Below are 16,539 nucleotides of genomic sequence, written 5' to 3' on the forward strand. Positions count from 1 at the left end.
CGTCAGAGCGCCGCGACGTGCGCGGCGAAGGCCGCGAGCAGCGCGCGGTCGTCGTCGGCCAGCGGGAGCGCGGCCAGCCGCGGCACGTCCATCCGCAGGATCTGGGCGGCGCGGGCGCGACGAGCGGCGCCGTGCGCGGCGAGCACGTCGAGACCGTCGCGCATGGCCGCGAGGCACGCGCGGAGCACCCGCGGGTCCGCCTCGCGCTGCGTGATCGAGGAGCCGTCGGCGCGCACGCGCCACTGCACGACGACGTCGGGCACCACGTCGAACGCGCGCGCCGCCGTGTACATCCGCTGCGCGATGGCCTGGTCCTCGTAGAGCGCCGCCTCGGGGAAGCGCAGCCCGTGCTCGCGCCAGAACTCCGTGCGCGACACCTTCGACCACGCGACCACGTTCGCGGTCACCTCCGGATGCGCGTCGAGGTCGACACCCATCCGACGCGGATCCGTCGACGCCGACACCCACGGCTGCACGGGACCGGGGAGGTACTGCGCGCCCTCCGGCCGCAGGCGCACGTATGCGCCGACGACGAGGTCGCTGCCGGATGCCTCCAGCGAGCCGACGAGGGTCGCGAGGGCGGCGGGCGTCATCACATCGTCGCCGTCGAGGAAGCCCACGTAGCGGGTGTCGACGAGATCGAGCGCGGTGTTGCGCGCGGCGCCGAGCCCCCGCCGGCGACCGTGCCGCACGACGCGGAAGCGGTCGTCGCGACGGGCGGCGTCGTCGAAGACCCTGCCCGTGCCATCCGCCGACCCGTCGTCGACGAGGATGGCCCGCCAGTGCGGGAGGGTCTGCGCGCGGAGGGAGTCCAGCGCCTCGGCGGCGTACTCCTCGACGTCGAAGCCGGGGACGATGACGGTGACGAGGGCGCTCACGTCAGGAGCTCACCGTCGCTCGAGCGGGCCGCGGTCGGCCAGCGCGACGTCGGAGTTGTACCGATACAGGCGTGCGGGGCGGTGCTTGCCCGTGCGGAACGACTCGGTCGGCAGCAGCGCCTCGGAGCCCTCCAGCAGGCGGCGGAAGTTCGACGGATCCAGACGCCGGCCGAGCACCGCCTCGTACACCTCGCGCAGCTCGGTGAGCGTGAACTCGTCGGGCAGGAGCCCGTGCGCGATCCGGCTGTAGCCGACCTTGTTGCGGAGGCGCCAGAGCGCGTACTCCACGATGCGGTTGTGGTCGAACGCGAGCGCGGGAAGGTCGTCGACGTCGAACCACTCGACGTTCTCCGGCGCGTCCTCGGACGCCCGCTGCGCGTCGACGAGGTCGGAGCGCAGCAGCGCCCAGTAGACGACGGACACCACGCGCGTGGGGGAGCGGTCGACGTCGCCGAACGCGTACAGCTGCTCGAGGTAGCTCGGGCTGAGCGCGGTGGTCTCCGCGAGGGTGCGCGATGCCGCATCGTCGAGGCCCTCGCGCTCGTCCAGCCATCCGCCGGGGAGGGCCCACGCGTCGGCGAACGGATCGCGGGTGCGACGCACCAGCGGGATCATCAGCGTGTCGGCCTCGGGTCGCGATCGCAGCGAGAAGATCACCGTCGACACGGCGACGCGGATCGGGGAAGCGCTCACCCCTCGAGCGTAGGCGACGGGCGACGCGGCTTCCGCGCACCCGCTATGCTCCTTCGCAGTGGCACGGGGTGTCCCCTTCCGGGGACTGAGATCACACCCGTATGCACCTGATCTCGTTAGAACGAGCGGAGGGATGTCGCTGATGAGTGACGCGCACCTGTCGGTATCCGAAGGCCCCGGGGCCGTGCTGTGGAGACTGCGCGAGACCGCGCCGCTCGTGCAGTGCATCACGAACGCCGTGGTGGTGAACTTCACCGCCAACGCGCTGCTGGCCGTGGGCGCAGCGCCCATCATGGCCGATGTGCCCGAGGAGGCGGGGGAGTGCGCGGCGTTCGCGTCGGCCCTGCTCGTGAACCTCGGCACGCCGACCGCGGCGCAGCGCGACGCCATGATCGAGGCCGTGACCGCCGCGCGCGCCGCGCGCACCCCGTGGGTGCTCGACCCGGTCGGCGTCGGCGCGCTCGCCCTGCGCACGGACTTCGCGCAGGGCCTGCTCGAGCTCGGGCCCGCCGTCATCCGTGGCAACGCCTCGGAGATCCTCGCGCTCGCCGCGGCGGGCGCCGGCGGCCGCGGCGTGGATGCCGCCCATGCCGTCGACGACGCGGTCGCGGCCGCGCACGACCTCGCGCGCCGCACCGGAGCGGTCGTCGCCATCTCCGGCCCCGTCGACGCGGTGTGCGACGGCGCTCGCACGGTCCGCGTGACCGGCGGCAGCGCCCTGCTGACGAGGGTCACCGGCGGCGGCTGCTCCCTGGGGGCGGTCGTCGCGGCCTGCCTGGCCGCGGCGGATGGCCTCGTCTCGGGTGGCCAGGTCTCGGATGGCCGGGGTTCCGATGGCCAGGTTTCGGATGGCGAGAGCGCGGCCTTCGCGGGCGCGGTCGCCGCGCACGCGCTGTACGCCGCGGCGTCCGAGCGCGCCGCTGCCCGAGCGGAGGGCCCCGGCTCCTTCGCGGTGGGGTTCCTCGACGCGCTCGCCGCGGTCGAGCCGGCCGATGTCGCGCGTCCCGAGCGCTTCACGACGGCGGTGCCCGCATGAGCGCGCGTCGCCCCGACCTCTCGGTCTATCTCGTCGCCGACGCCGCGACGATCGGCGCCCGCTCTCTCGTCGACGTCGTCGCCGCCGCCGTCGACGGCGGCGCGTCCACGGTGCAGATCCGCGGCAAGGACCTCCCCGCGGCGGACCTCCTCGCCCTCGTCGAGGCCGCGGCCGATCAGGTCCGCGGCCGAGCGACGCTGCTCGTCAACGACCGCGTCGACGTCTACCTCGCCGCGCGCGCGGCGGGCGCGGCCGTCGACGGCGTGCACGTCGGCCAGAGCGACCTGCCGGTCGATCGCGTGCGACGCCTCGTCGGCGACGGCGCGATCATCGGACTGAGCGCGAGCCTCCCGGCCGAGCTCGAGGCGCTCCGCCGGCTGCCGGCCGGCACCGTCGACTACCTGGGCGTGGGCGCCGTGCGCGCCACGCCCACGAAGAAGGACCATCCCACCCCCATCGGATGGGAGGGGTTCGGCTCCTTCGCCCGACTCGCGCACGAGTTCCCCTGCGTGGCGATCGGCGGCGTGGGCCCGGGCGACGCGGCGGCCGCGCGACGAGCGGGCGCCGCGGGCATCGCGGTCGTCCGCGCCATCTGCTCGGCGGAGCTCCCCGCGGCGGCGGCGGCCGCCCTGCGCTCCGAGTGGGCGGATGCGGAGGCGGCGGCATGAGCGCCGTCCCGAACATCCTCGCGATCGCCGGCTCCGACCCCTCGGGCGGGGCGGGCGTCCAGGCCGATCTCAAGTCCATCGCGGCGTGCGGCGGCTACGGCATGGCGGCGATCACCGCGCTCACCGCGCAGAGCACGCAGGGGGTGAGCGGCGTGCACGTGCCGCCGGCGCCGTTCCTCCGCGCCCAGCTCGACGCGATCGCGGCCGACATCCGCATCGACGCCGTGAAGGTCGGCATGCTCGGCAGCGCCGAGATCGTCGACGAGGTCGCCGCCTTCCTCCGCGGCCTCCCGGGCCGGCCACCGGTCGTGCTCGACCCCGTCATGGTCGCCACGAGCGGCGACCGGCTGCTCGACGTCGACGCCGAGCGCGCCCTGCACGACCTGCTCGCGCTCGCCGACGTCGTCACGCCCAACCTGCCCGAGCTGGCGGTGCTCTGCGGAGTGCCGCGCATCGACTCGTGGGCAGAGGCCCTGGCACATGCCGCGGACCTCGCCCGCCGGCACGACGTGCTCGTGCTCGCGAAGGGCGGGCACCTCGACGGTCCGGCCTGCCCCGACGCGCTCGTCGGAGCGGACGGCGTGCGAGCCGAGTTCGTGGCGGATCGCATCGAGACGACCAGCACCCACGGCACCGGCTGCTCGCTCTCGGCGGCGCTCGCGACCCTCGTCGCCCGCGAGCGCGACTGGGTCTGGGCGGCCCGTCTCGCCCGCGGATGGCTGCGCGACGCGATCGCGTCGGCCGCCGATCTCGAGGTGGGCGCTCCCGGCGGCCACGGGCCGCTGCACCACGCCGCCGCCCTCTGGCGCACCGGCGGGCTGCCCCGGCGCGACGCCGAGCTCGACGCGTGGTGGGAGGACATCGCGCCGCTCCGCGCGGCGATCGACGACGTCTGGTTCGTCCGGGCGCTCGGCGACGGGAGCCTGGACCGGGCCGACTTCGCGCACTATCTCGCGCAGGACTCCCGCTACCTCCGCACGTACGCCCGGGTGCTGAGCCGTGCCGCCGAGCTCGCGCCGTCGCTCGAGGAGCAGACGTTCTGGGCGGCCTCCGCGCACCGGTGCCTCGAGACCGAGCTCGCCCTGCACCGATCCCGGCTCGGCGACGACGAGGTCGACCCGGCGCCGGCCTCGCCGGAGACCGTCGCGTACCTCGACCATCTGCGGGCGATCGCGGCGGCCGGCGACCTCGGCGTCCTCGCCGCGGCCGTCCTGCCGTGCTACTGGCTCTATCAGGATGTCGGGGCGCGACTGGCCGCGGCGAATCGCCCCGGCCATCCGTATGCCGACTGGCTCGCGACCTACGCGTCGGACGGCTTCGATCTCGCGACGCGCGAGGCCATCCGCTGGACGCAGGGCCATGCCCGGGCAGCCGACGACGCGCGGCTCGCGCGCATGCGCGCGGCCTTCGACGCGTCGTCGCGTCACGAGCTCGCGTTCTTCGCCCAGCGGCGGGTCGCGGCGGCTGATCCGGCGGCGGACCGGTCGCGAGAGCGGGTGGCCGCCGGGTAGGATCGGCTCCACAACTGCACATGACCGTCCACCCGTCACGGGAGAACGCAGCGCTCGCGCTGCTGCCGTAGGAGCAACCCCTCCCGGAATCTCTCAGGCCCACGTACCGTGGCGGCAGGTCACTCTGGAAAGCGGCGCACCTGCGCCCGCCGACGGGGCAAGCGGCGCTCCGGCGCCGTGGAAACTCTCAGGCCTATGACAGAGCGGGAGGAACTCGACGCACCCTCGCCCGAGGGTGCCGAAGACGGGAGTTCCTCGATGACGCACACGACAGACGACGACGTCGGCCGTGCACCGAGCGCCCTCGACGACCGGCCGCCGTTCGTCGGGGTGTTCGACCTCTTCACGATCGGCGTCGGACCGTCGAGCTCGCACACGGTGGGTCCCATGCGCGCCGCGGGCGCGTTCATCGCGTGCCTCGGCGACCGGCTCGCCGACGTCGCCCGCGTCGACGTCGACCTGTTCGGATCGCTCGCCGCCACGGGCGCCGGGCACGGCACCTTCACGGCGGTGCTCGTCGGGCTCGAGGGGTGCCGCCCCGAGGCGGTCCGCGCCGACGAGATCGCCGCCCGTGCCGCCCGCATCGAACGCGAGGGCACCGTCCTGCTGGGCGGGGTCGTCGCGGTGCCGCTGCGCGCGGCCGACATCCGGCTCCGGCCGCTGACCATCCTCGCCCGCCACACCAACGCGATGCGGTTCACCGCGCGGGATGGCCGGGGCGAGGTCGTCGAGGAGGGCGTCTGGTACTCGGTCGGCGGCGGCTTCATCGTGCGCGACGGCGAGGAGGCGGCGGGTCGGGCCGCGCCGGTGCCGCACCCGTTCGGCACCGCCGCCGAGCTGCTGACGATCTGCGCCGCCGAGGGCGCGGGGGTGGCGGAGATCGCGCACCGGAACGAGTGCGCGCTGCGCTCCGCGCATGACGTGCGCGAGGGCATCCTGCGCATCCGCGACGCCATGGACGAGTGCATCGCCGCGGGCACCCGTCACACCGGCGACCTGCCGGGCGGCCTCGGCGTGCATCGACGCGCGCCGGGATGGCACGCGCGCCTGCTGCAGGAGGACGCCGACCGCGGACCGGGCTTCGCGCAGGAATGGGTCAACCTCGTCGCGCTGGCCGTCAACGAGGAGAACGCCGCAGGCGGCCGCGTCGTGACGGCGCCCACGAACGGCGCGGCCGGGATCATCCCCGCCGTCCTCCACTACGCCACGCACTACACGCCCGCGGCGGCCGCCGGCCGGCACCGGGATGACATCGCCGTCGAGTTCCTGCTGACCGCCGCCGCGATCGGGTCGATCTACAAGAACCGCGCGTCGATCTCCGGCGCCGAGGTCGGGTGCCAGGGCGAGGTGGGCTCGGCGTCGTCGATGGCGGCGGGCGCGCTCGCCGCGGTCCTCGGCGGCACGCCGGCGCAGGTCGAGAACGCGGCCGAGATCGCGATGGAGCACAACCTCGGCCTCACGTGCGACCCCGTCGGGGGTCTGGTGCAGATTCCCTGCATCGAGCGCAATGCGATCGGATCGGGCAAGGCCGTCAACGCCGCGCGGATGGCCCTCTGGGGAGATGGGACGCACCGCGTCTCGCTGGATGCCGTCATCGAGACCATGCGGCAGACCGGCCGCGACATGAGCGACAAGTACAAGGAGACCGCGCGGGGCGGACTGGCCGTCAACGTGGTCGAATGCTGAGGAGAAACGCGTGAGCGCAGAAGACACCCCCACCTCTCCCTCCGGGGAGGGGCTGCGGCAGTCGCCGCTGCAAGCCGAGCACGAGGCGCTGGGCGCCTCGTTCACCGACTTCGGCGGGTGGTGGATGCCGGTGCGGTACTCCTCCGACCTTGCGGAGCACCGCGCGGTGCGGGAAGCGGCCGGCCTGTTCGACATCTCGCACATGGGCGAGATCTTCGTGCGGGGTGCGGGGGCCGCGGCCTTCCTCGACTACGCGCTCGCCGGGCGACTGTCGGCGGTCGCGGTGGGACGGGCGAAGTACACGATGATCCTCGCCGAGGACGGCGGCATCATCGACGACCTCGTCGTCTACCGGCTCGCCGACGAGGAGTTCCTCATCATCGCCAACGCCGGCAACCGGCGCGTCGTGGCCGACGAGATCTCCGCCCGCATCGCCGGCTTCGACGCCACCTTCGAGGACGCGTCCGAGCGGTTCGCGCTCATCGCCCTGCAGGGGCCGGCCGCCGCGGCCATCCTCGCGAGCACCCCCGGCATCGACGCGCCGGGCCTCGACGAGCTGCGCAACTACGCGTGGACCGACGCCCTGTTCCGCGGCGTGCCCCTGTTCGTCGCGCGCACCGGCTACACCGGCGAGGACGGCTTCGAGCTGCTGGTCGACGCGCAGCACGCCGCCGACCTCTGGCGTGCGCTCCTCGCCGCGGGCGCCGAGCGCGGGCTGGTTCCCGCCGGGCTCGCCGCCCGCGACACCCTGCGCCTCGAGGCGGGCATGCCGCTCTACGGACACGAGCTCGCGCGCGACATCTTCCCCTCGCAGGCCGGGCTCGGCCGCGTCGTCGCCGCCGACAAGGGCGACTTCGTCGGCGCCCGCACCCTCGACGAGCGCCCGGGCGAGCGGCTGCTCGTCGGCCTCACCATGGACGGCCGCCGCGCAGGGCGCGCGGGCTACGGCGTCTACCGCGGCGACGCGCTCGTCGGCGAGATCACGAGCGGCGCCCTGAGCCCCACCCTCGGCCATCCGATCGCGCTGGCGTACGTCGAGCACGACGCGGCCGACGCGGCCGACCTGACCATCGACGTGCGCGGCACGCGCATCCCCGCCCACCCGACCACCCTGCCCTTCTATCGGAGGAAGAAATGACCGACCTCAACGCGCTGCTCTACACCCCCGAGCACGAGTGGATCCGCATCGACGACGACATCGCGACGATCGGAATCACCGACTACGCCGCCGACCAGCTGGGCGACGTCGTCTACGTCGACCTGCCGCAGGCCGGCGCCGCCGTGACCGCGGGCCAGGTCATGGGCGAGATCGAGTCGACGAAGTCGGTCTCGGAGCTCTACGCGCCCGTCGACGGCACCGTCGTCGAGGTGAACGAGGCCGTGGACGCGGACCCCGACACGGTCAACGCCTCGCCGTTCGAGGACGCGTGGCTCGTGAAGGTGCGCCTCTCGGGCGCCCCCGCCGGCCTCCTCGACCGCGCCGCGTACACCGCTCTCACGGGTGCCGAGGCGTGAGCGCCGGCGCCTTCGGAGAGTACGCCGCCCGCCACATCGGGACGAGCGCCGACGACCAGCAGCGGATGGCCGCCGCCGTCGGCGTGCGCGCCGGCGACACCGTCATGTCCACCGCCGTCCCCGGGGTCATCCGCGGCCTCGGCGAGGCGGGCACGGCCATCCCGCAGGAGGGGGTGTCGGAGGCGGCCGCACTGGCGGAGCTCCGCGAGCTCGCCGGCCGCAACCGCGTGCTCTCGCCCATGATCGGGCTGGGCTACAGCGACACGCTCACGCCGTCGGTCATCCAGCGGAACGTGCTGGAGAACCCGTCCTGGTACACCGCGTACACGCCGTACCAGCCGGAGATCTCGCAGGGGCGCCTCGAGGCACTGCTGAACTTCCAGACCATGGTCGCCGACCTCGCCGGGCTGCCCGTCGCGAACGCGTCCATGCTCGACGAGGCCACCGCCGCCGTCGAGGGCATGCTCGTCGCGCGCCGTGCGGTGCGCGGCGGCTCCGATGTGTTCGTCGTGGACGCCGACGCGCTGCCGCAGACGAAGGCCGTGCTGCGCGTGCGCGCGGAGGCCGTGGGCGTCGAGCTCGTCGAGGTGGACCTCGCCGGCGGCGCCGAGCTGCCGGAGTCGGTGTTCGGCGCGCTCGTGCAGTACCCGGGAGCCTCGGGCCGCGTGTGGAACCCGCAGGGCGTCATCGACGCCGTGCACGTCGCGGGCGGGCAGGCCGTCGTCGCGGCGGACCTCCTCGCGCTCACGCTCATCGCCTCGCCCGGCTCGCTCGGCGCGGACATCGTCGTGGGATCCTCGCAGCGCTTCGGCGTCCCGCTCGGCTTCGGCGGCCCGCACGCGGGCTACATGGTCGTGCGCCAGGGCCTCGAGCGGCAGCTGCCGGGGCGCCTCGTCGGCGTCTCGAAGGACGCCGACGGGCAGCTCGCCTACCGGCTCGCGCTGCAGACGCGCGAGCAGCACATCCGCCGCGAGAAGGCGACGAGCAACATCTGCACCGCGCAGGTGCTGCTGGCCGTGATGGCGGCGATGTACGCCGTCTATCACGGGCCGGATGGCCTCCGCGCGATCGCCGCGGACGTGCAGGACAAGACGGCGCGGCTGCGCGCGGCGCTCGTGGCCGCGGGCGCGGACGTCGTCGACGGCGCGCACTTCGACACGCTGCGCGTGCGCGTGCCGGGTCGCGCGGCCGAGGTCGTCGCCGCCGCGCACGACGCCGGCGTGCTGCTGCACCGCGCGGACGCCGACACAGTCGGGGTCTCCGTCGGCGAGGCGACGACGGAGGCGGACCTCGCCGCCGTCGCGCGCGCGTTCGGGGCTGCGGATGCCGGGGCCGCTTCCGATTCGCCAGTGCGGGGGAGCCGCGAAACCGCCGCGGATCGTGTCGCCCGCACTGGCGAGTCGATCCGGGAGGAGCTGCGCCGCACCGAGCCGTTCCTCACGCACCCGGTCTTCACGAGCCACCGCTCGGAGACCGCCATGATGCGCTACCTCAAGCGGCTCGCCGACAAGGACTACGCGCTCGACCGCGGCATGATCCCGCTCGGATCCTGCACGATGAAGCTCAACGCGGCCACCGCGATGGCGTCGATCACGTGGCCCGAGTTCGGGCGCATCCACCCGTTCGCGCCGCGGGAGGACGTCGCGGGCTACCTCGAGCTCATCGACCAGCTCGAGGGATGGCTCGCCGACCTCACCGGCTACGACGCGGTCTCGCTGCAGCCGAACGCCGGGTCGCAGGGCGAGCTCGCCGGGCTCCTCGCCATCCGCGGCTACCACCGCTCGCGCGGCGATGAGAACCGCGACGTGTGCCTTATCCCCTCGTCCGCGCACGGTACGAACGCCGCGTCCGCGGTGCTCGCCGGCATGCGGGTCGTCGTGGTGGCGTGCGACGAGCAGGGCAACGTCGACCTCGACGACCTGCGCGCGAAGATCGCCGCGCACGCCGAGGCGCTGTCGGCGCTCATGATCACCTACCCGTCCACGCACGGCGTGTACGAGCACGACGTGCTCGACATCACCGCGGCCGTGCACGACGCCGGCGGTCAGGTGTACATCGACGGTGCGAACCTCAACGCGCTGCTCGGGCACGCCCGCTTCGGCGACCTCGGCGGCGATGTCTCGCACCTCAACCTGCACAAGACGTTCGCCATCCCGCACGGCGGCGGCGGACCGGGCGTCGGCCCGGTCGCGGCGAAGGCGCACCTCGCGGCGTTCCTGCCGTCGCACGCGTTCGCGCAGGGCGAGGGCGACACCGAGGGGATCGGCCCCGTCTCGGCAGCGCCCTACGGCTCCGCCGGCATCCTGCCGATCTCGTGGGCGTACGTGCGGATGATGGGGCTCGAGGGCCTCACGCAGGCGACCGACGCCGCGGTCCTCGCGGCGAACTACGTCGCCGCGCGCCTCGCCGAGCACTACCCGGTGCTCTACGCGGGCGAGGAGGGGCGCGTGGCGCACGAGTGCATCCTCGACCTGCGGCCGCTCAAGGCCGAGACCGGCGTGAGCGTCGACGACGTGGCCAAGCGCCTCATCGACTACGGCTTCCACGCGCCGACCATGTCGTTCCCCGTCGCGGGAACCCTCATGGTCGAGCCGACGGAGTCGGAGGACCTCGCCGAGCTCGACCGCTTCGTCGACGCGATGATCGCCATCCGCCGCGAAGCCGAGCGCGTGCACGCGGGGGAGTGGCCGCACGACGACAACCCGCTGGCGAACGCGCCGCACACCGCAGCGTCGGCGCTCGTCGGCGAGTGGAGCCATCCGTACTCGCGGGAGACGGGCGTGTACCCGGCCGGCGTCGGCGAGGCGAAGTACTGGCCGCCGGTGCGCCGGATCGACCAGGCCTACGGCGACCGCAACCTCGTCTGCGCCTGCCCGCCGATCGACGCGTTCGCCTAACCCCGGCGCTTCCTCCCGCGAGACCTCATCCCGGGCGCGAGACCTCCACGGCCACGTGGGGTCTCGCGCCGGGGGTGAGGTCTCGCGGCGTGAACGGACCCGTCAGCGCTCGAAGCGGGCGCGATCCGAGCCGGCCACGGCCATCCGGATGCGCTCGCGCATCTCGGGGTCGACGTCGTCGAGGTCGTCCACGCGGCGCCACAGCGCCTCGGTGTTCTCGCCGTCGGCGGGGCGCGGCTCGCCGGCGACGTACCGGAAGCGGAAGACGAGGTCGAGGTACTGCGAGCGGTCGCCGTTCGGGTAGACCATCGGCGGCAGGGTGTTCACCCACACGAGGGTCTCGGGCTCGGCGATGACGTCGGCCTCCTCGAGCACCTCGCGCGCGGCGGCCGCTGCGGGCTGCTCGCCCGGATCGATGATCCCGGTGACGGGCGTGAGGCGCGCGTTGTCGGTGCGGCGGACGAGGAGGACCTCCTGCTCCGCGCCCTCGCCGCGCAGGACGACCGCGGTGACGCCGGTCAGCCACAGCAGCTCCGTCCCGATCTTCTCGCGCAGCCGGAGGATGAAGTCGGGGGTCGCCATGGCCCGATCCTATGCGGCCGCCCCGATAGCGTGGACGCGTGGACTTCGCTGCGACCCCCGTGCTCGAGAACGACTTCGTGCGGCTGGAGCCGCTGCGCCCCGCGCACTCCGACGACCTCGCCGCGGCGGTGGCGGTGGACGACCTCTGGCGCACCTGGTACACGCGCATCCCTGCACCCGAGCGGATGGCCGAGGAGATCGTGCGCCGTCTGGCCGAGCAGGAGGCGGGGCGGATGGCGCCGTGGGCGATCGTCGACGCCGCCTCAGGTCGGGCGGTGGGGATGACCACGTACCTGCACATCGAGCCGGATCACCGGCGCCTGGAGATCGGGTCGACGTGGATCGGCACGGCAGCGCAGGGGACCGGCATCAACCCCGCCGCCAAGCTGCTGCTCCTCGAGCGGGCGTTCGACGTGCTCGGCTGCATCTGCGTGCAGCTCTGCACGCACTGGCACAACCACCAGTCGCGTGCGGCCATCGCCCGGCTCGGCGCGAAGCAGGACGGCGTGCTCCGCAGCCACGCGATCTTCCCGGACGGCCACGTCCGCGACACCGTGATGTTCTCGATCATCGAGCCGGAGTGGCCCGCCGTGCGCCGGGGTCTCGAGGCGCGTCTGGCGCGGCGGGGCGCGGCGTGACCTCCGACGCCGCCGCGACCACGGCCATCCGCCCCCTCGTCGACGCGGACGTGGACGCCGTCTTCGCGCTGTGGCACGCCGTCGGTCTCACGCGCCCGTGGAACGACCCGCATGAGGACATCCGGCGAGCCCGCGCCGTGTCGCCCGAGCTCCTGCTCGTCGCGGAGCATGATGGTGCGGTCGTGGGCACGGTGATGGCGGGCTACGACGGTCACCGCGGCTGGCTCCACTACGTCGCGAGCGCGCGACCCGGTGCCGGGCGCGCCCTCGTGGCGGAGGCGGAGCGGCGCCTCGTCGCCCTCGGCTGCCCCAAGGTCATGCTCATGGTGCGCTCGGACAACGCCGGCGTCCTCGGCTACTACGACTCCCTCGGCTACGACCGCGACGCGGTCCTGGTGGCGGGGAAGCGGCTGATCCCCGACGCGTGACGAGCGTTCGGAGCACTGGGGCTAGCGCTCGGAGCGCTAGGACTAGCGTCGGGCGGCGAGGCTAGCGCTCGGAGCGCTAGTCTCGGCGACGAACGCTAGTCGCGTGTCGGTGCGGGGCGTATCGCGACACGTTCGGACATCTCGGCGGCAGCGCGGGAGCCCCACGGCGCGTGCACAGCCGCGCCGCGCAGCGTGTCGACGTCCACAGATTCCCTGTCGCGCATGTCGCGGGGGCGCGGCTCGTCATGCTCCTCCTATGACGGAGGAGATGCAGCTGCACCGCACGGGCCGCGATTCGAGCGTCCGGGCGCTTCGACAGGAGCTCGGGCCGCTCGAAGACCTGCGGCGAGGCATGCACGCGTCGAGTGAGGAATGGCATGTGCTGCCGTCACACGAGCGCTACGCCCTGCGCGTCGCCGCGGCTATCGCGGTGCTGCGCGACCCGATCCTGTGTCTCGAGTCCGCGGCTGTGGTCTGGGGCCTGCCCGTATTCGGCGAGCCGAACGAAATCCACACGCTGCACGTCGGGCGCGGGCACTCCTACCGCCGGAAGGACGTCTTCGCACATACCAGCAGCAGGAGTCGGGATATCGTCCGCATCCGCGGGGTGCGCGTCACGTCTCTTCTCGAGACGACGATCGATCTCGCGCGCGTGATGCCCCTGGCATTCGCGGTCGCCGTGTTCGACCGAGCCCTTCGGATGGGTCTCCTGGTGGGAGACATCGAGGGCCGAGTCCAGCAGGCCGTCGGGTGCCGCGGGACGCAAGCGCTGCGGCGGGCGCTGGAGATGTCCGATGTCCGATCGGAGTCGGTCCTCGAGAGCATCAGCCGCGTGGTGATCCATCTCCTGGGGTTCGAGGCACCCGAGTTGCAGGTCGAGTTCGAGATCGACGGCGAGATCCGCCGGGTCGACGCGTGGTGGCCATCCGTCGGTGTGATCGGCGAAGCGGATGGCAAGGTCAAGTACCAGCAGGACGACCCGTCGCTCACGTCCGCGGTCCTCGTCGATGAGCGCCGACGAGAGAAGCAGCTTCAGGTCGCCGCCGGCCGAGTGATCCGCTGGGACTGGTCGGACGTCGTGCGCGTGACACCGCTGGAGCGCATTCTGCTCGCGGCCGGCGTGCCGCGTCCGCGCCCAGCCGCGCCCAACATCCACGCGGCGCTGCGAAATCCGCGTTCCGATCAGCCGCAGCGCCCACGAGGCTAGCGCTCGTCGTCGAGGCTAGCGTTCCGAGCGCTAGCTTGAGCGACCAGCACTAGCCCTAGCGTTCCGAACGCTAGCCCTGGTGCTCCGAGCGCTAGTCACCGGAATCCACCGGCCCGGGGGGCCCGCCCCGAGCGCCTCACGGGAGGAACGGGGCCACCAGCGGATAGCCCACGAATGCGAAGACGTCGATCAGCGCGTGGGCGAGCACCAGCGGCATCACGCGTCCCCAGCGGCGGTAGCACCAGCCGAACACGACGCCCATCGCGAAGTTCCCGACGATCGCGCCGAAGCCCTGGTACGCGTGATACGCCGCGCGCAGGCCCGCGACCGCGAGGATGATCGTCCACGGCCGCCATCCGATGCGGCCGAGCCGGTCGAAGAGGTAGCCGCCGAGGATCACCTCCTCGAGGAGTCCCGCGCGCAGGGCCGACAGCACGAGCACGGGCACGAGCCACGCGTCGATCCCCGACGACGCCTGCACGTCGACGTTGAGTCCGAGCAGGCGCGCTCCGACGTAGAGCGCGATCCCCGGCACGCCGATGACGACCAGCAGGATGGCCGCTCGGCCGAGATCCCGAGGGAGGGAACGGAGATCCAGGCCGATGCGCCGGAGCGCGCTGCGACCGGGCTCCCAGAGCAGGTAGACCACCAGCGCGACGAGGCAGAGGTCGAACCCGATGTCGAGGAGACGGTAGACGACGTCCCACACCGGCTCCTCCGCGCGCGACGGATTGAGCGCCGCGGACTGCTCGGACAGCGCCTCCGGGCGCAGCAGCGCGCGCACGAGCGAGAGCACGGCGTAGAGCGCGGACTGCCCGAGCGAGAGCGCGAGCACGATCGCCACCTCCCACGCGAATCGGCGACGAGTGGGGGAGGGGACGCTCACGCGGAGAGCCTGTCATGCCCTCCGGAGCACCCCCCGCGCGCCACTCGGCGTGTTCTCGATGCGGTCGCATAAGAGGCGGCTGCGATTGGCGCATATTGCCAAATCACGAGTCGTGCCCGTAAAGGGTCTGTAACGGTTCTGCTGAAAGTTTGGAACACACCGTCGGTGAGTTTAGATTTCAGACATCGCTTACCGGGGCCTCGCGCCCCGCGGCACCCCCATCCCCTTCCATCGGAGGAACACAGTGAAGCGCAACAAGATCGCCCTCTCGGGTCTCGCGCTCCTCGGCGTCGGGAGCCTCGCGCTCGCCGGCTGCGCGAGCGACGGCGGCGGCTCGACCGGGGAGGACACGGCTTCGGACGGCGGCTCGTCGACGGCCATCGTCACGACGAACGGCAACGAGCCCCAGAACCCGCTCATTCCGACGAACACCAACGAGGTCGGCGGCGGCAAGGTGCTCGACAGCATCTTCGCCGGCCTGATCTCGTACGAGGCCGACGGCGCGGTCGTCAACGATGTCGCAGAGGACATCACGGTCGACTCGCCCACGCAGCTCACCGTGAAGATCCGCGAGGGCCTGAAGTTCACGAACGGCGAAGAGGTCACCGCCGACAACTTCATCAAGGCGTGGAACTACGGCGCGCTCGCCTCCAACGGCCAGCTGTCGAGCTACTTCTTCGAGGACATCGAGGGCTTCAGCTACGACGAGGACTCCGAGCTCAACGGTCTCGAGCAGGTCGACGACTACACGTTCACGATCACGCTCAACAAGCCCGCCTCGGACTTCGCGCAGCGGCTGGGCTACTCCGCGTACTACCCGCTTCCCGACGTCGCGTTCGACGACATGGAGGCGTTCGGCGAGAACCCGATCGGCAACGGCCCCTACAAGCTGGCCGACGAGGGCGCGTGGCAGCACGACGTGCAGATCGACCTCGTCAAGAACGAGGACTACGACGGCGTGCGCGAGGCGGCCAACGGCGGCCTCCGCATCGTCTTCTACGCGACGCAGGACGCCGCGTACCAGGACCTGCTCGCGGGCAACCTCGACATCCTCGACCAGATCCCGGACTCCGCGTTCGAGACCTACCAGGACGAGCTCGGCGAGAACTGGGTCAACCAGCCCGCCGCGATCTTCCAGTCGTTCACCATCCCCCAGTACTTCGAGCACTTCGAGGGCGAAGAGGGCCAGCTGCGCCGCCAGGCGATCTCGATGGCCATCAACCGCGAGGAGATCACCGACGTGATCTTCCAGGGCACCCGCACCCCCGCCAGCGACTTCACGTCGCCGGTCATCGACGGCTGGAGCGAGTCGCTCGAGGGCGGCGAGGTCCTCGACTACGACCCCGAGCAGGCCAAGGAGCTCTGGGCGCAGGCTGACGAGATCAGCCCGTGGGACGGTGAGTTCAAGATCGCCTACAACGCCGACGGCGGCCACCAGGCCTGGGTCGACGCGACCGTGAACTCGATCTCCGGCGTGCTCGGCATCGATGCGGTGGGCGAGCCCTACCCCGACTTCGCGGGTCTCCGCGACGAGATCACGAACCGCACCATCACCTCGGCCTTCCGCACCGGCTGGCAGGCGGACTACCCGGGTCTGTACAACTTCCTCGGCCCGATCTACGCCACGAACGCCGGCTCCAACGACGGCGACTACTCGAGCGAGGAGTTCGACTCGCTCCTGGCCGAGGGCATCTCGGAGACGGACGCGGACGCGGCCAACGAGCTGTTCGCCCAGGCGCAGACGGTCCTCCTGAAGGACCTCCCGGCCATCCCGCTCTGGTACTCGAACGTGACCGGCGGATGGGCTGACACCGTCGACAACGTCGAGTTCGGCTGGAACTCGGTGCCGCTCTACTACGAGGTCACCAAGGCCGAGTAAGCACCCCTTACCCCCGCGAGGCGGTGACGTCACCA

15 protein-coding genes and 2 riboswitches are annotated in these 16,539 nt (G+C 72.7%); of the genes, 11 read left to right on the forward strand and 4 right to left on the reverse strand.

Annotated elements, in window-relative coordinates; all coding sequences use genetic code 11:
* Window positions 1–2: 2 nt before the first annotated feature.
* Complete coding sequence (locus D7D94_RS01430; protein ID WP_156240894.1) at window positions 3–878, reverse strand: glycosyltransferase family 2 protein; 876 nt, start codon at window positions 876–878, stop codon at window positions 3–5.
* A 9-nt stretch (window positions 879–887) separates the two neighbouring features.
* On the reverse strand, window positions 888–1,571 hold the full coding sequence (locus tag D7D94_RS01435; protein ID WP_281349320.1) for an NUDIX hydrolase: 684 nt from the start codon (window positions 1,569–1,571) through the stop codon (window positions 888–890).
* A gap of 142 nt (window positions 1,572–1,713) precedes the next feature.
* On the opposite strand from D7D94_RS01435, the gene thiM reads away from it, so the two are divergent.
* The 7 genes from thiM (at window position 1,714) to gcvP (ending at window position 10,884) form a co-directional block, all read left to right on the forward strand.
* On the forward strand, window positions 1,714–2,607 hold the full coding sequence (gene thiM / locus D7D94_RS01440; RefSeq protein ID WP_156240895.1) for a hydroxyethylthiazole kinase: 894 nt from the start codon (window positions 1,714–1,716) through the stop codon (window positions 2,605–2,607).
* Window positions 2,604–3,275: a thiamine phosphate synthase gene (thiE, locus tag D7D94_RS01445; protein ID WP_156240896.1), complete on the forward strand. Its 672-nt coding sequence runs from the start codon at window positions 2,604–2,606 to the stop codon at window positions 3,273–3,275. The genes thiM and thiE overlap by 4 nt, the downstream gene beginning before the upstream one ends.
* Window positions 3,272–4,786 (forward strand): bifunctional hydroxymethylpyrimidine kinase/phosphomethylpyrimidine kinase, encoded by a 1,515-nt coding sequence (thiD, locus tag D7D94_RS01450; protein ID WP_156240897.1) that lies wholly within the window; start codon window positions 3,272–3,274, stop codon window positions 4,784–4,786. The genes thiE and thiD overlap by 4 nt, the downstream gene beginning before the upstream one ends.
* 28 nt (window positions 4,787–4,814) lie before the next feature.
* A riboswitch (glycine riboswitch) is annotated at window positions 4,815–4,905 on the forward strand.
* A riboswitch (glycine riboswitch) is annotated at window positions 4,906–4,998 on the forward strand.
* 46 nt (window positions 4,999–5,044) lie between these two features.
* Window positions 5,045–6,472, forward strand: a complete 1,428-nt coding sequence (locus tag D7D94_RS01455) for an L-serine ammonia-lyase (RefSeq protein ID WP_156240898.1) — start codon at window positions 5,045–5,047, stop codon at window positions 6,470–6,472.
* A 10-nt stretch (window positions 6,473–6,482) separates the two neighbouring features.
* A complete protein-coding gene (gene gcvT / locus D7D94_RS01460; protein WP_246171832.1) occupies window positions 6,483–7,610 on the forward strand; it encodes a glycine cleavage system aminomethyltransferase GcvT in 1,128 nt (375 codons plus the stop codon).
* A complete protein-coding gene (gene gcvH, locus D7D94_RS01465; protein ID WP_156240899.1) occupies window positions 7,607–7,987 on the forward strand; it encodes a glycine cleavage system protein GcvH in 381 nt (126 codons plus the stop codon). Before gcvT ends, gcvH begins: the two co-directional genes overlap by 4 nt.
* Before the next feature lie 65 nt (window positions 7,988–8,052).
* Entirely contained in the window at window positions 8,053–10,884 is a 2,832-nt protein-coding gene (gene gcvP / locus D7D94_RS01470) for an aminomethyl-transferring glycine dehydrogenase (protein WP_216648701.1), read from the forward strand.
* A 102-nt stretch (window positions 10,885–10,986) separates the two neighbouring features.
* Here gcvP and D7D94_RS01475 read toward each other — a convergent pair whose 3' ends face one another.
* Window positions 10,987–11,466 (reverse strand): NUDIX hydrolase, encoded by a 480-nt coding sequence (locus D7D94_RS01475; protein ID WP_156240901.1) that lies wholly within the window; start codon window positions 11,464–11,466, stop codon window positions 10,987–10,989.
* A gap of 38 nt (window positions 11,467–11,504) precedes the next feature.
* Between D7D94_RS01475 and D7D94_RS01480 the strand changes: the two genes are divergently transcribed.
* The 3 genes from D7D94_RS01480 to D7D94_RS01490 all read left to right on the forward strand — a co-directional run bounded on the left by D7D94_RS01480 (window position 11,505) and on the right by D7D94_RS01490 (window position 13,739).
* On the forward strand, window positions 11,505–12,104 hold the full coding sequence (locus D7D94_RS01480) for a GNAT family N-acetyltransferase (RefSeq protein ID WP_156240902.1): 600 nt from the start codon (window positions 11,505–11,507) through the stop codon (window positions 12,102–12,104).
* On the forward strand, window positions 12,101–12,532 hold the full coding sequence (locus D7D94_RS01485; RefSeq protein WP_156240903.1) for a GNAT family acetyltransferase: 432 nt from the start codon (window positions 12,101–12,103) through the stop codon (window positions 12,530–12,532). The genes D7D94_RS01480 and D7D94_RS01485 overlap by 4 nt, the downstream gene beginning before the upstream one ends.
* A gap of 256 nt (window positions 12,533–12,788) precedes the next feature.
* Window positions 12,789–13,739 (forward strand): hypothetical protein, encoded by a 951-nt coding sequence (locus D7D94_RS01490; protein WP_156240904.1) that lies wholly within the window; start codon window positions 12,789–12,791, stop codon window positions 13,737–13,739.
* A gap of 136 nt (window positions 13,740–13,875) precedes the next feature.
* On the opposite strand, the gene D7D94_RS01495 is transcribed toward D7D94_RS01490, so the two are convergent.
* On the reverse strand, window positions 13,876–14,625 hold the full coding sequence (locus D7D94_RS01495) for a CPBP family intramembrane glutamic endopeptidase (RefSeq protein ID WP_216648675.1): 750 nt from the start codon (window positions 14,623–14,625) through the stop codon (window positions 13,876–13,878).
* A 244-nt stretch (window positions 14,626–14,869) separates the two neighbouring features.
* Between D7D94_RS01495 and D7D94_RS01500 the strand changes: the two genes are divergently transcribed.
* Window positions 14,870–16,504 carry a peptide ABC transporter substrate-binding protein gene (locus D7D94_RS01500; RefSeq protein ID WP_156240905.1) on the forward strand — a complete coding sequence of 545 codons (1,635 nt, stop codon included), beginning with the start codon at window positions 14,870–14,872 and terminating at the stop codon, window positions 16,502–16,504.
* The last annotated feature ends 35 nt before the right edge of the window (window positions 16,505–16,539 follow it).

The organism is Microbacterium oryzae (genome assembly GCF_009735645.1).
Taxonomy (GTDB): Bacteria; Actinomycetota; Actinomycetes; order Actinomycetales; family Microbacteriaceae; genus Microbacterium; species Microbacterium oryzae.